This window comes from Lactobacillus laiwuensis, from assembly GCF_019972835.1.
Taxonomy (GTDB): domain Bacteria; phylum Bacillota; class Bacilli; order Lactobacillales; family Lactobacillaceae; genus Lactobacillus; species Lactobacillus laiwuensis.
The window spans coordinates 116291-130043 of record NZ_BPPB01000006.1; the positions used below are offsets into that span (position 1 = coordinate 116291).

Below are 13753 nucleotides of genomic sequence, written 5' to 3' on the forward strand. Positions count from 1 at the left end.
ATTATGCGACTTGAAACTTTTAGCTAGGGGATAGGTTAAATGAAAGATATATACATTGTTGCAGCTAAAAGAACTCCTTTTGGCCGCTATCATGGGTTATGGGCTGAAAAAAGCGCGATAGATTTAGGAGAATTAGCATTAAGAGAAACGTTAAAAAGCATTAATTTGGGCGCTGAAAAATTGGATGCCTTATTCATGGGTAATGTTTTGGGTGCGGGTTTAGGACAAAATATGGCACGGCAAATTGCTCTGAATACGGGTATGAGTCCCAAAAGCAGCAGCGTGACCATTAATGAAGTCTGTGGTTCAAGTTTAAAAGCTCTTAGACTGGCCCAAGGGCAGATGGAACTGGGCGACTTTGGCTTGGTAGCTGTTGGCGGCGCAGAAAGTATGTCAAATGCTGTTTATTTGACAGAAGAGCAGAAAAAACCACAATTTCAGAGTGAAATGCTGCAAAATGGCCTCATTGACGCTTTTTCTCATGCGCATATGGGATTAACGGCTGAGAATGTGGCAGAAAAATATAGCGTTACGCGTACTGAAATGGATGAATATAGCGTAAATTCACATCAAAAAGCAGTTGAAATAGTTCAGCAAAATTTTTTCAAAGACGAAATAATTGGTGTAAAAGTTAACGACAAAATGATCCAGCAGGACGAAACCCTTCGGGCAGACACTAATATGGCAGCACTGAGCAAGTTAAAACCTGTTTTTAAGAAAGATGGTTTAGTTACAGCTGGCAATTCTTCGCCCTTAAGTGATGGTGCCAGTATGATTATTTTGGCAAGCGCAGAAAAAGTAAAGGAACTCAAACTGCAACCTCTGGCGCGGTTGGGATCGTTTGCTGAATCTGGTACTGATCCGGCATACATGGGTGTAGCGCCATATTTTGCAGTAGAAAAATTATTACAAAAAACAAACAATACCATTAATGATTATGATGCAATCGAAGTTAATGAAGCTTTCGCTGCACCTAGCGTTGTCTTAGCTCGAAAACTCCGAATTCCACCCGCTAAACTAAACATTTTTGGTGGAGCCATTGCACTAGGTCATCCTCTTGCTGCTACCGGAACTCGTTTAGTAGGAACAGCCGTCAATATTATGAATCATATCAATGGCCACAAGGCTTTGGTAACTCTTTGTATTGGTGGTGGACAAGCAATTGCATGTGAAATAGAGAAATTGTAAATGAAATTCTATAAATTATCTCCTGAAAAAAGGCGAGATTTCTTGCAAAAACAGGGGATCAAACTGGATCAAATTGATTCCCAGGTTTTGCATAACTTGGATTTATTAAGTGAAAATGTAATAGGTCAGTTGCGGTTACCTGTCGGTTTAGTACAAGACTTATTAGTCAATGGTCAAAATTACCAAGTACCAATGGTGACTGAAGAAGCTTCGGTAGTTGCCGCAGCTAATAATGGCGCTGGTATTGTTGCAAAAGCTGGAGGCTTTACCGCAAGCAGTCAACGAGATGGTATTTGGGGTCAGATTGTCATGCAGGTGGCTGAAAATTTTGAAGTTTCTCATTTGCATAATATGTTGCCTGTTCTGATTAAAAAAACAAATTCCCATTTTGCTAGTCTTGTAAGCCATGGCGGTGGAGTCCGTAAAATAGAACTTAAACAAATAAATGATTTACTTTATGTGAAAGTATTAGTTGATCCGGCCGAGGCGATGGGCGCTAACAAAGTAAATTCTATTTTAGAATTTATGACTGATGAGTTAGAGAATTTTTCTGGCATTAAACAAAAATTATTTGCCATTTTGTCAAATTATCCCAGCCAAGTCACAACGGTCAGAGCAGCTGTTCCCATTGATTTAATTGGTGGAATAGAAACTGCCAGGAAAATTGTTTTATTAAGTCGAATTGGTCAAGATGATCCAATGAGAGCCGTTACCAATAACAAAGGGATTATGAACGGAGTTGATGCTGTTTTACTGGCAACGGGAAATGATACTCGCGCAGTGGAGGCAGCTTGCGGTGTTTTTGCAAGTAAAACAGGCACCTACACCAGTCTAAGTGAATGGCGGCTTGAAAATGAAAAGCTTGTTGGCAAGCTTAGCATTCCCTTGCCAATTGGAACTGTTGGTGGCTCAATCAATTCCAGAAAAGATGTTAGGCAAAACTACCGTATTTTAGGCGAAAAAATTACTGCAGAACAATTAGCTAATATTATTGCTGCCATTGGTTTAGCTAATAATTTAGCAGCACTACTGGCAATTTCTACCAAGGGAATACAGGCAGGACACATGAAACTACAGGCCAGAAATATTGTGACAAGTTTAGATGCTACTGCTGCTGAGAAAAAAGTAGTATTCCAAAAAATCATAAATAACAAAAAATACAGTCAATCTGCAGCCCAGGAATTTTTAAGAGAAATTAGAGAGGAAAATAATGCAAGTCGGAATTGATCAAATTGGTTTTTATACACCAAACAAATATGTCGATATGGTAGATTTGGCGCACGCGCGAAATGAAGATCCTAATAAATTTTTGATTGGTATAGGTCAAAATAAAATGAGCGTAGCTGATCAGACGCAAGATGCAGTTTCAATGGGAATTAATGCAACGCTTAGATATTTAGATCAAATTGCACGCGAAAAAGTTGGTTTATTAATCGTTGGAACAGAAAGTAGTGTTGACCAATCTAAATCGGCCTCGCTTTTCATCAAATCAGCTTTGGCATTACCGGCAAATGTCAGAACATTTGAAGTAAAAGAAGCATGCTTTGGCATGACTGCAGGCATCATGATTGCTCGGGATTATGTCCGCCTTCATCCCCACCATAGCGCAATTGTAATTGGCTCTGATATTGCTCGCTATGGCGTTAATACTGGAGGTGAGGTAACACAAGGGGCTGGCAGTATTAGCATGTTAATTAAGTCTGATCCCCAAATTTTGACTATCAATAAGGGACACAGCTCGTACAGCGAGGATATTAACGACTTTTGGCGCCCTAATGATTCAGCAGTCGCCGTAGTTGATGGTAAATATTCTAAAAACGTGTATTTAGACTTTTTTAAACAAACATTTACGGCTTATCGAAAACAAACCGGACTCAAAACTAGCGATTTCACAGCATTACTTTATCATTTGCCTTTTGTAAAAATGGGATTTAAGGCAAATGAGTGGGCTATTACCGCTCAAGATGAAAAGACTAAAAAACATTTGACAGAGAATTTTACTGCTGCTGCTCGTTATGGCAAGGAAGTCGGTAATATTTACACTGCTTCTTTATATTTAAGCCTTTTGAGTTTACTGGAAAATGCTAAATTGCCAGCAAATGCAAAAATCGGTTTATTTTCTTATGGTTCGGGGGCAATGGGTGAGTTCTATTCAGGACAAATTATTGAGGGTTATGAAAAGAATCTACATGCAAATGCAGATCAAACAATGATTAATCGCCGTCAAAAATTAACTATTCCTGAATATGAACAAATTTTTAATCAGTCTTTAGAATCTCCACAAGATGATATAGAGCTTCAAAGTGACGAACAAACCGGCAACTGGTATTTTGCTGGAACCAAAAACCGCATTCGGCAATATTTGCAAAAATAGTTAGAAAAAGCTGCCCAACGGCAGCTTTTTTAGGTTAGCCTAACTCCATTTTGATCAGGCAAAATTTGAATACCATAAACAGCAATTCTCTTTTTTTGGTTATAAATAAATATTGGAATACTGCGACCATGGATATTTTTAACCAAATTAACCAGTTTGCCTTTTGTTAGTGGCTTTTTTCCGGGAAAAAGGAGGCATTCATTGCTTGAAATTTTCACTTTTGCCAAAGGAATATTTTTTTGGCCAATAGATAAATACAAGCTAGTTTGGTTGCTTAAATCATTGGTTAATTGTAATAAATCTGTTAATCTCATTTTTATTATTCCTATACAAATTTAACATGTTATACTATAAGATATTATTTTAGTGAGGGTGGCAAAACTAATTGAAAAAATTAAAACATAAAAAGCTGTGGCTTTCATCAATTATTATTATTTTACTAGTATGCTTATTGTTTACTGGAGCCGGTTACTATTTCTTTAGGGTGGCATGTGTTCCCGGTAAAAAAAGTTTTTTAGGTTCTTCGAGTAATGTGATCAAGAAATCAGATCCTCTTTATCGTGAAAAAATTTGGTTTAAAAAGACTGCTAAACAGAAGTGGTATATTGAATCTGCTGACGAAAAGTTTAAATTGGATGCTAATTTTATTCCCTATAAAAGTTCTAATAAAACAGCTATTATTTTACCTGGATATATGGATACCAAAGAAGATATGGGAGAATATGACGCCTTGTTTCATCAGTTAGGCTATAATACTTTAACCCCAGATCCCAGAGCTCAGGGAAAGAGCGAAGGAAAATATATTGGTTATGGTTGGCCGGAAAAAGATGATGTTAAGAAATGGGTTACATATTTATTGCAAAAATATGGCCAGAACCAACAAGTAGTGATTTACGGCTTAAGTATGGGTGCGGCAACAGCCATGATGACTAGCGGACTTAAACTGCCTCATCAAGTTAAGGCGTTTGTAGAAGATTGTGGCTATAGCAACGTCAAGGATGAAATCGAGCACGAAGCAGGAGTTTTGTACAATATGCCTGCTTTTCCACGTTTTCCCTTAGTTGAAATACTAAGTGGCATTAATAAGCTAAAAGTTGGCTATTTCATGGGTAATGCCTCTAGTGTTAAACAGTTACATAAAAATCATAGACCAATGCTGTTTATTCATGGCAGCCGTGATAATTTTGTGCCTACTAGAATGGTCTATCCTAATTATAAGGCTACTAGAGGTCCAAAGGAAATATGGGTGGCTCCTGGAGCCAAACATGCCAAGTCATTTTCAAAGCATCCAAAAGAATATAAAAGGCGGGTTGCAGCATTTTTAGCCAAATATGTAAAATAAGCCATGCATTTTGTTTGCTAGCGCTTACATTAATTTGCTATTATAAAAGTGTGGGTAAGGTTAACAAGATTTCTATCTCCATAATATGTTTGTTATCTACTTTTGAAATAACAATTTTATCGCGAAGTCTTTATAGTTTTATATATTTGTATATGATGATTTTATCTCAAAAGAAAATATTCTCAATTGACACCCGATCCACAAAAATAGTTGTCGCTAATTGCGACAACTATTTTGCTTTTTATTTATCTTAAAGTTAGTTTAACGACACATTCACACCTTGGAGTCTGTGGCAACATGTCGACGTTTTCAATCAGTCTGACATTGTATGCTTCACTCAAAAGGACTAAATCTTGAGCGAGGGTAGATGGGTTACAGGAAATGTAAACAAAGGTTTTGGGTTTTACCCTCAAAAGGGTTTTGATCAAGCTTTTGGCCAGACCAGTTCGTGGTGGGTCTACAATCAGCGCATCAATTGGAATTCCATTTTGAGCTAGTTCAGGTAAAACTTTTTCTACACTTCCCTGAATATAATTAGCATTTTTAATATGATTGAGTTCAACGTTATGATTGGCGTCAGCAATTGCTTCAGGAATAGTTTCAATACCAATAACTTGTTTGACTTGATCTGCTGCTAAAATTCCCAGCGTTCCCACTCCACTGTAGGCATCAATCAGGGTTTCATCTGCTTTTAAATCCAAAAATTTTAGTGCCCGTGAATAAAGGGTAATAGTTTGCACTGGATTTAACTGGAAGAATGCTCGCGGTGAAAGTGCAAACTTTTTACCTAAAATTTCATCAGTGATTTGGTTTTTACCTGTTAATTTAGTGGTTTTATTGCCCCAGACTTGGGGGTTGCGCCAATCAGTTTCATTTTGAAAAACACTGACTACATTAGGAAGCCTCATAATCTCTTTTGCAAGTTGCCCCAGATTTTTAAGACTGTGGCCCACTGTAATTAAGGTTACTTGAATTTCGTGAGTGGCATAAGCCTGACGAACTACTATAGTTTTGAGCCCGTCAAAATGACGGTAAGGATCCGCAATTCTAATGTGCAATTTTTCCACTAAACTTTTAATTTTACGTTCGGTGTCTTGGGTTGCCTCACTTTGAGTTGGCATTTCAGGCAAATCAAACAGTTCGTGTGAGTTAGGTGCAAAAAGTCCTAAGTTAATTTGGCCATGAGACAGTTCAATTTGATATTGAGCCTTATTACGATAATGCCATTCTTCTGGAGCCGGAATTGTCTTTTTGACTTTATACTTGCTGTAACCACGGGGATGATATTTTTTAAGGGCCTCAAGAACATTGTCCCGTTTGAATTCAAGTTGTTTAGGATAATCTAAATGAGCAAGTTCGAGTCCACCAATTTCTGGATTGACATTAGTGGGGAAAGATACTCTGTCAGGACTTTTTTCCTTAATGCGGACAAGCTCAGCTTCAATATAACGAGGGTATTCTGTAATAATTTTGGCAACAACTACTTCATTGGGCAGGGCGCCAGGAATAAAAATTATTTTTTTGCGGTAATAGCCGATGCCTTCACCATTAATACCCAGTCTTTTAATGGTAATAATAATATCTTTTTCTTTTGGTTGATTTTGATTAAATTTCTTGTACATAATTTTCTTTCTACAATAAAATATTAAATGTTAATAATTAATTGTACTCCCAGTAAAAAGTATTTAGCAAGAAAGAGCAAAATTTGCTAGCATGGAATTAAGCGATAGAAAGGTGATCTTTAATGCCAATTATTACTAAAGTTAGTAGTCAAAAAAGACCTGGCCGTTTTAATATCTTTTTAGACGGTAAATATTCTTTTTCGGCTGCTGAACAAACTGTAGCTGAATTCGTGCTCTTAAAAGGGCAGGAACTGTCTGAAGAACAAATTGTGGCCATTAAGCAATTTGATGCTGACGCCAAGGCAACAAATATTGCGGCTAATTATTTGAGTTACGAGCCTCGGACTGTTTTTGAAGTTTTGCAATATCTTAATAAACATGGTATTGATAATGAATCTGCCCAGGCTGCGGTTAGTCAGATGACAGAAATGGGCTTTTTAGACGATGCCAAGTACGCCCAACTATTGGTCAGGCAAAATTTACGCATGGGTACCGATGGCCCACTTAGTATCAGCAATAAACTAAAGCAAAAGGGGATTGATCCTGAAATAATTGACAATACTTTAGCCGAAATAGCTGACGATAAGTGGCTCGATGCTGGCAAAAGAGTGCTCAAATCAATGAAAAGCAAGGTAGGTAAGTTGTCGCAGCGAGAATTGGAACGCAAAATGACAACTAAGTTGTTAAACCACGGCTTTTCCGGCACTCTTGCCAGTGCAATAATTGGGCAAATGGATTTTGCTCAAAATGAGGAAGATCAAATCGCAGCGTTAAAAAAGCAAGGAATCAAAGCTTATAAACGTTTTCGCCGCTTACCTGAAAGCCAAAGACAGAATAAAATACGCAATTACCTGTTTACACATGGTTTTGCCAGCAATGAAATTGATGCCTTTCTGGCCGGTGAAATTATTCCTTTAGATGAACTAGCTGAATATTAGGAGATTTTATGAAAAAACTACAAGAAAAAGTAACATTTATTGGTCGCCCTTTTCCTGACCAATTGATGGACGAACAGAAAACTTTTAATGAAGCAAACATGGAAATGGAGCAAAATCAAGTTTTCCAAAATTTTATTACCAAGAACAATTTGAAAAATACTCGCAGCAGTCTAGTAGTTTTTGGACCTGAAAATTTTATGTATTGGTATGGTGTTATTGCACCAAACAATATTAAAGTTCCTCAAGGTTTAATGAAATTTGTTTTGCCTAAAACTCAAGTAGCTGTTGAAGAAAAAGACAATCAAAATATTTCCTTTTTTAGTCAACCTTTAAATATGATAATTTCACAGTTTTTAGCAGCTGTTGCGGATGAAGGCATTAAAATTTACCAAAATCCTGGAGACAGCTTAACTCCCTATGTTTTACAAAACTTGAATTTAGACACAAAAAAACTGACCCAAGAATTATATCTTGAAGACAGTCTTAAGAATTAGTGTTGTTTGGGATCAATTGACAGGTTGTCATACTCCACATATGCACCAAGACAGGTTGACAAGAGCATGATCAGCATCACAATGCCGACAGATTTACCCACAATCTGATCTAGTGTTAAAAATTCTCTAACCACAAAAGTGGCAGCAAAGCAGAGAATGAAATCCAAAATTACGTTAGCAATTTGCAAAAGGTAACGTCTTCTGATACTGAAAAAACGTAACAATTGCTTTAAAAAGCCATCGTTTATTTCGACTGCCAGCAAATCGACCGGTCTTTGAATCGTTGCCTTAATGGCAAACATAATTAAGGCACCGACAGTTGCACCAATAGCAGTGCGAAAAAGATCAGCGGAATGTAAAACCAGAGCGTCATAACCAATACCAATAATGGTAAGACTGCATAGATAGGGAATTAACAGTAAGAATGTGAAAACAAGTATGACATGACTTTTTTTCATAGTTTGACCTCATTTCTTACGTGCTATTCTAACATATTGTGTGCGTACATGATATAATGTTGGTATTTAATACGTTATTTTAAGAAAGAGAGCAATAAAATGGCTAGCGACCCCGACAAGGGGAATTTATTTGAGCGTTTCAAAAATAAATTTTCCCCTACAAACGATGAAGAAACAAGAGAGCACTTAATTACAGAAATTGAAGATTTACACAAAGATAAGAAGATTAGTGACAATGAATTTTCAATGTTAAATGCAGTTTTGGATTTTCAGGGACGAATGGTACGTGAAGTGATGGTACCCAGAATTGATGCTTTCATGGTTGATTGCCAGGAAAGTTTGCAGGATCATCTCAAAGAAATACTGCGTGAACCATATTCCAGAATACCGGTTTATCAACATGATAAGGATAAAATAGTTGGTATTATTCATATTCGCACCGTTTTGCGTAAAGCTTGGGAGAAGGGTTTTGATAAAATTACCTACGATGATGTCATGAATCCGCCACTTTTTGCACCAGAAACAACTGAACTTAGAGAGTTACTCGTTGAGATGCAGCAAACACAGCAGCAATTAGCTATTTTAACCGATGAATATGGTGGAGTAGTCGGAATAGCAACCATTGAGGATATTATCGAAGAGATAGTTGGTAATATTGATGATGAAGTAGATCAAACTGAGGTTTTAGTGCACCAGCTTGCCCCTAATAAGTATGTCATTTATGGTAAAATGCCTCTTGATGATTTTAACGAGCAATTCGGTACGGATTTGGAAATGGAAGACGTTGATACCATTGCCGGCTACATGATCACTAAATTAGGCATAATTCCTGCCAAAGGCGAAAAATTGTCGGTTAAATTAGATAACGGCATGGTTTTAACTACCAGAAGAATGATGCGTTCAAGATTGATGACTGTTTTATTAACTATACCTGAAGCAAAACCTAAGAAGAAAGAAGAACAAAATACTTAATGAGTAATGAACTGTTAGATAAGGTAAATAAAAGAAGAACATTTGCTATCATATCGCACCCAGATGCAGGGAAGACTACTATCACGGAGCAAATGCTTCTTTTTGGTGGTGTGATTCGCAGTGCCGGGACGGTCAAGGCGCGTAAAAGCGACCATTATGCTACCAGTGACTGGATGGAAATTGAAAAGCAACGTGGTATCTCAGTTACCAGCTCCGTCATGCAATTTGAGTATCAGGGAAAGAGAATCAATATTCTTGATACTCCAGGGCACGAAGACTTTTCCGAAGATACTTATCGCACTTTAATGGCAGTTGACTCAGCAGTCATGGTGATTGATTCAGCTAAAGGTATTGAACCGCAAACCAAAAAATTATTTAAGGTCGTGAAACAAAGGGGAATTCCGATTTTTACTTTCATGAACAAGTTGGATCGTGACGGCAGACCTCCTTTGGATTTGATTGCTGAACTTGAAGACTTGCTGGGCATTGAAGGAGTGGCTATGAATTGGCCAATTGGGTCGGGTCAAACCTTACAAGGACTATATGATATCGCTAATAACAAAATTGAAATGTATCATAAAGATGGATCTGACCGCTTTTTATCACTAGATAAAGATGGTAAATTGCCCGACAGTGAACCTTTTAGTCAAAATCCACAATTTCAAGATACCCTAGGAGAAATTGAATTAATTAAAGAGGCCGGCAATCAGTTTGATTTGCAAAAGATTGCTAAGGGTGATCAGACTCCAGTCTTCTTTGGTTCTGCCTTGACAAACTTTGGTGTTGAAACTTTCCTGCAAAGCTTTGTCAAAATGGCTCCTGCACCTGCAAGTCATATAGTTAATGAAACTGAAGACCTGGCTCCTGATAATCAAGAATTTACTGGCTTTGTATTTAAAATTCAGGCTAATATGAATCCTCATCACCGTGATCGCATTGCTTTTGTCCGGATTGGCAGTGGCGAATTTAAAAAAGGCTTGGATGTAACTTTGGCTCGGACTGGTAAAGCGATTAGACTTAATAATGCTACCGAGTTTATGTCGAGTGAAAGGATGCAGGTTTCAGATGCAGTTGCCGGGGATATAGTTGGTTTATATGATACCGGTAATTTTCAAATTGGCGACAGTATTTATGCTGGCAAAAACAAAGTGGTTTATCCACCGCTGCCAGAATTTACTCCAGAATTATTTGTAAGAGTCACTGCAAAAAATGTGATGAAGCAGAAATCATTTCATAAGGGAATGGTCCAACTGGTTCAAGAAGGTGCAATTCAGTTGTACCAAAATTATCAAACTGATGAATATATCTTGGGTGCTGTTGGTCAATTGCAATTTGAAGTCTTTAAATTCAGAATGAAAAATGAGTATAATTCAGACGTTGAGATGACTAATATTGGTCATCGCGTAGCGCGTTGGATTGATCCTGAACAACTTGATCCAGCTATGGCAAATAGCCGAAATCTGCTGGTTAAAGATCGTTATGGTCAACCACTATTTTTGTTTGAAAATCAATTTGCGGAGCGCTTTTTTAAAGATAAATATCCTGATGTTAAATTAACTGAAAAGTTGTAATAAAAAAACTGGCTTTTAAGCCAGCTTTTTTATTTATCAATATGGATTTCAATGACATGTTGACTTTTATCAAAGGTCAATATATATGAAGGGTCTTTTTCTTTAATTAAGCGTTCAATCACAAAATCTGTTTCCTCTTTACGCACTCGTCGATTGTGATTTTCCAAAACAATTCCGATCGCCTTATCACTCTCGGTGTAGATAACAGAGGTATTACCCAAAGAGTAAACCTTGACATAATTTACATTGGTCGAATTTAATTGACTGTGAACTAGGTCCCTGTAGCTATTGGTTACATCTATTAAATGCATGGATTTCACCCGTTTCTTCTAGTAGTTCTTTTTATTTTAGTATACAACTTATTAAAACTTTTTTCTTTAGTAAAAAGCATGATTATTATTATCTGTAATAATCATGCTTAATGAAGAGTTACTTTAACTAATTATTTGTAGTTTGATCAACGGACTCAGTAGCACTGTTTTCATTATTATCTTCACTAATGATAATTTGATTATCAGAAACACTGGCAATTAAATTCTTGGCAGTGGAATGATCAAGTTTGTAGTCGGCAACCTTGTCTTCAATTTCCTCCTGAATAGTTCTACGTAATGGTCTTGCACCCATAGCAGGATTGTAGCCTTCATCAACCAATTTCTTCTTAGCATCATCACTAACAGTGATTTGTAAGCCTTGGTTCTTAACCATGTTGTTAACATCGGTGAGCATTAAGTTGACAATTTTCACTAAGTCGTCCTTGGTTAATTCGTTGAATTCGATCACATCGTCTAAACGGTTTAAGAATTCAGGCTTAAAGAACTGACTCATTGAATTTCTGGCAGTATCAGGTTTATCTTTAGCATTTTCAGCAGCGAAACCTACACTGGCATTTTTAATACCCTGACCAGCATTAGAAGTCATGATAATAATTGTATCTTTGAATGATACAGTTCTGCCTTGAGAATCGGTCAAACGACCATCATCTAATATCTGCAGGAAAAGATTCATAACTGCTGGATCAGCTTTTTCAATTTCGTCCAGCAAGATCAAACTATACGGATGACGACGTACACGTTCAGTTAATTGACCAGCTTCTTCATAGCCGACATACCCAGGTGCCGAACCAATCAATTTGGAAACTGAATATGATTCCATATATTCTGACATGTCAAAACGAATTAGAGCATTTTCTGAACCAAACATTTGCTTGGCCAACTGCTTAGCCAGTTCCGTTTTACCGACACCGGTTGGTCCAACAAAGAGGAAGGAGCCAATTGGACGACCTGATTTATTAAAGCCAATCCGATTACGCCGTATTGCTCGTGCCAGCTTATCGACTGCCTTATCTTGCCCAATAACATGTGCTTTCAAATTTGGCGCTAAATTTTGCAACTGGTTTTCTTCTTGCTTTTGCAAGTCCCCAACGGGGATGCCAGTTTTTTCTTCCACGATCTTATTCATAATTTTACTAGTGATCACTGGCGATTTATCTGGATCAACCTTTTGATCTTTCATCTTATTGTATTTCTCAATTTGATCGCGGTAGTAGGCAGCTTTTTCGTAATCTTCGTTCTTTAAGGATTCCTGCTTTAGTTTTTGGGCTGCATCAATTCGCTCTTTCATTTTATCTTTATCAACATATGGAATCGTCAGATTCATGCGTGAACCTGCTTCATCAAGCAAATCGATGGCTTTATCCGGTAAGAAACGATCTTGAATATAACGCTCAGATAGTTCAGCAGCAGCTTTAATGGCATCATCAGTGTAGTGAACGTGATGATAATCTTCATAGCGCTTTTGAATACCCTTTAAAATACGGATAGTTTCTTGAACCGAAGGCTCTTTAACGTCAACGGGCTGGAAACGTCTTGCCAGAGCAGAATCTTTTTCAATTTCACGATATTCCTTTAAGGTTGTCGCACCAACTAGTTGTAAATCACCGCGCGCAAGAGCAGGTTTAATAATATTGCCTGCATCCATTCCGCCTTCAGCATTGCCTGCGCCAACTATTTCGTGAATCTCATCAATAAAGAGAATGATATCATCGTGATTTTCTACTTCTTTGAGCAGTTGTTGCATACGCTGTTCAAATTGACCGCGAATGCCTGTACCTTGTACTAAAGAAACTACATTTAATGATATTATTCTTTTGTCTTGCAGTTTGGCAGGAACTGAGCCATCGACAATTTGTTGAGCTAGGCCTTCAACTACAGCAGTTTTACCGACACCGGCTTCACCAATTAAAACTGGGTTGTTTTTTGTTCTGCGGTTTAAAATTTCAATCACACGTGCGATTTCTTTATCGCGCCCGATGACTGGGTCAATCTTGCCCTTTCTTGCCAGTGCAGTTAGATCTGTTCCATATTGATCTAAAAGTGAACGACCACCGCCTGCACCATTATTTCCATTGGTATTGCCGGGTCCGCCATTACTCATTCTGGGATCTCCTGGATTTCCAACGTTGCCATTGTAATTAAACAGGTCGCTGAAATCGCCAAAAAAGCCATTATTGTCATTATTCATATTAATATTTCCTTGTTGTTTAAGTTGTTGATAACATTGTCCGCATAAATTAATTTCGCGACTTTGTCCATTAACCTTTGCAAATAAGTGAATGGAAGCTGGTCGTTTTTGACAGTTTTGACAAAGCATTGTATTACCGCCTTTCATATCAGTTTACTAAATTATATAATTAGCACTCGGAATAATCAAGTGCTAAAACTTGGATCTTATTATTTGTAAGTATGCTAAATATGCTAAAATACATGTAAGCAAAATCAAAAATGTTGCTTAAATA

The 13753-nt window shown here is 37.4% G+C and carries 13 protein-coding genes; 8 read left to right on the plus strand and 5 right to left on the minus strand.

All coding sequences use genetic code 11. The annotated features are described in order from the left end of the window. Positions 1 to 39 precede the first annotated feature (39 nt). Genes LDM92_RS06345 through LDM92_RS06355 form a run of 3 tightly spaced genes read left to right on the plus strand, consistent with a single transcriptional unit; the run spans position 40 to position 3562 of the window. A complete protein-coding gene (locus LDM92_RS06345; protein ID WP_223902489.1) occupies positions 40 to 1188 on the plus strand; it encodes a thiolase family protein in 1149 nt (382 codons plus the stop codon). Beyond that, the gene (locus LDM92_RS06350) at positions 1189 to 2415 is read left to right on the plus strand and encodes a hydroxymethylglutaryl-CoA reductase, degradative (RefSeq protein ID WP_223902490.1); all 1227 of its coding nucleotides are present in this window, start codon (positions 1189 to 1191) and stop codon (positions 2413 to 2415) included. It begins immediately after the preceding gene. Next, positions 2399 to 3562: a hydroxymethylglutaryl-CoA synthase gene (locus LDM92_RS06355; protein ID WP_223902491.1), complete on the plus strand. Its 1164-nt coding sequence runs from the start codon at positions 2399 to 2401 to the stop codon at positions 3560 to 3562. The genes LDM92_RS06350 and LDM92_RS06355 overlap by 17 nt, the downstream gene beginning before the upstream one ends. A 29-nt stretch (positions 3563 to 3591) precedes the next feature. Here LDM92_RS06355 and LDM92_RS06360 read toward each other — a convergent pair whose 3' ends face one another. Then, complete coding sequence (locus LDM92_RS06360; protein ID WP_223902492.1) at positions 3592 to 3876, minus strand: hypothetical protein; 285 nt, start codon at positions 3874 to 3876, stop codon at positions 3592 to 3594. 71 nt (positions 3877 to 3947) lie between these two features. On the opposite strand from LDM92_RS06360, the gene LDM92_RS06365 reads away from it, so the two are divergent. After that, on the plus strand, positions 3948 to 4904 hold the full coding sequence (locus tag LDM92_RS06365; RefSeq protein WP_223902493.1) for an alpha/beta hydrolase: 957 nt from the start codon (positions 3948 to 3950) through the stop codon (positions 4902 to 4904). Positions 4905 to 5149: 245 nt separating this feature from the next. On the opposite strand, the gene rlmD is transcribed toward LDM92_RS06365, so the two are convergent. Further along, entirely contained in the window at positions 5150 to 6526 is a 1377-nt protein-coding gene (rlmD, locus tag LDM92_RS06370) for a 23S rRNA (uracil(1939)-C(5))-methyltransferase RlmD (protein WP_223902494.1), read from the minus strand. A 122-nt stretch (positions 6527 to 6648) separates the two neighbouring features. Between rlmD and recX the strand changes: the two genes are divergently transcribed. Together recX and LDM92_RS06380 are read left to right on the plus strand one after the other, a co-directional pair. Further along, positions 6649 to 7464, plus strand: coding sequence for a recombination regulator RecX (gene recX, locus LDM92_RS06375; protein ID WP_223902495.1), 816 nt, complete (start codon positions 6649 to 6651; stop codon positions 7462 to 7464). 8 nt (positions 7465 to 7472) lie between these two features. Further along, entirely contained in the window at positions 7473 to 7958 is a 486-nt protein-coding gene (locus LDM92_RS06380) for a hypothetical protein (RefSeq protein WP_223902496.1), read from the plus strand. On the opposite strand, the gene LDM92_RS06385 is transcribed toward LDM92_RS06380, so the two are convergent. Further along, a complete protein-coding gene (locus tag LDM92_RS06385) occupies positions 7955 to 8416 on the minus strand; it encodes a hypothetical protein (RefSeq protein WP_223902497.1) in 462 nt (153 codons plus the stop codon). The two genes, LDM92_RS06380 and LDM92_RS06385, sit on opposite strands and share 4 nt — an antisense overlap. 99 nt (positions 8417 to 8515) lie before the next feature. On the opposite strand from LDM92_RS06385, the gene LDM92_RS06390 reads away from it, so the two are divergent. Continuing rightward, complete coding sequence (locus LDM92_RS06390) at positions 8516 to 9388, plus strand: hemolysin family protein (RefSeq protein ID WP_223902498.1); 873 nt, start codon at positions 8516 to 8518, stop codon at positions 9386 to 9388. Next, positions 9388 to 10959: a peptide chain release factor 3 gene (locus LDM92_RS06395; protein ID WP_223902499.1), complete on the plus strand. Its 1572-nt coding sequence runs from the start codon at positions 9388 to 9390 to the stop codon at positions 10957 to 10959. The genes LDM92_RS06390 and LDM92_RS06395 overlap by 1 nt, the downstream gene beginning before the upstream one ends. Before the next feature lie 29 nt (positions 10960 to 10988). Here the strand turns inward: LDM92_RS06395 and LDM92_RS06400 are convergent, their stop codons facing one another. Both LDM92_RS06400 and LDM92_RS06405 read right to left on the minus strand, forming a co-directional pair. Next, on the minus strand, positions 10989 to 11270 hold the full coding sequence (locus tag LDM92_RS06400) for a DUF1827 family protein (protein ID WP_046331839.1): 282 nt from the start codon (positions 11268 to 11270) through the stop codon (positions 10989 to 10991). Positions 11271 to 11397: 127 nt separating this feature from the next. Next, a complete protein-coding gene (locus LDM92_RS06405) occupies positions 11398 to 13608 on the minus strand; it encodes an ATP-dependent Clp protease ATP-binding subunit (RefSeq protein WP_046331840.1) in 2211 nt (736 codons plus the stop codon). Between the last annotated feature and the right edge of the window lie 145 nt (positions 13609 to 13753).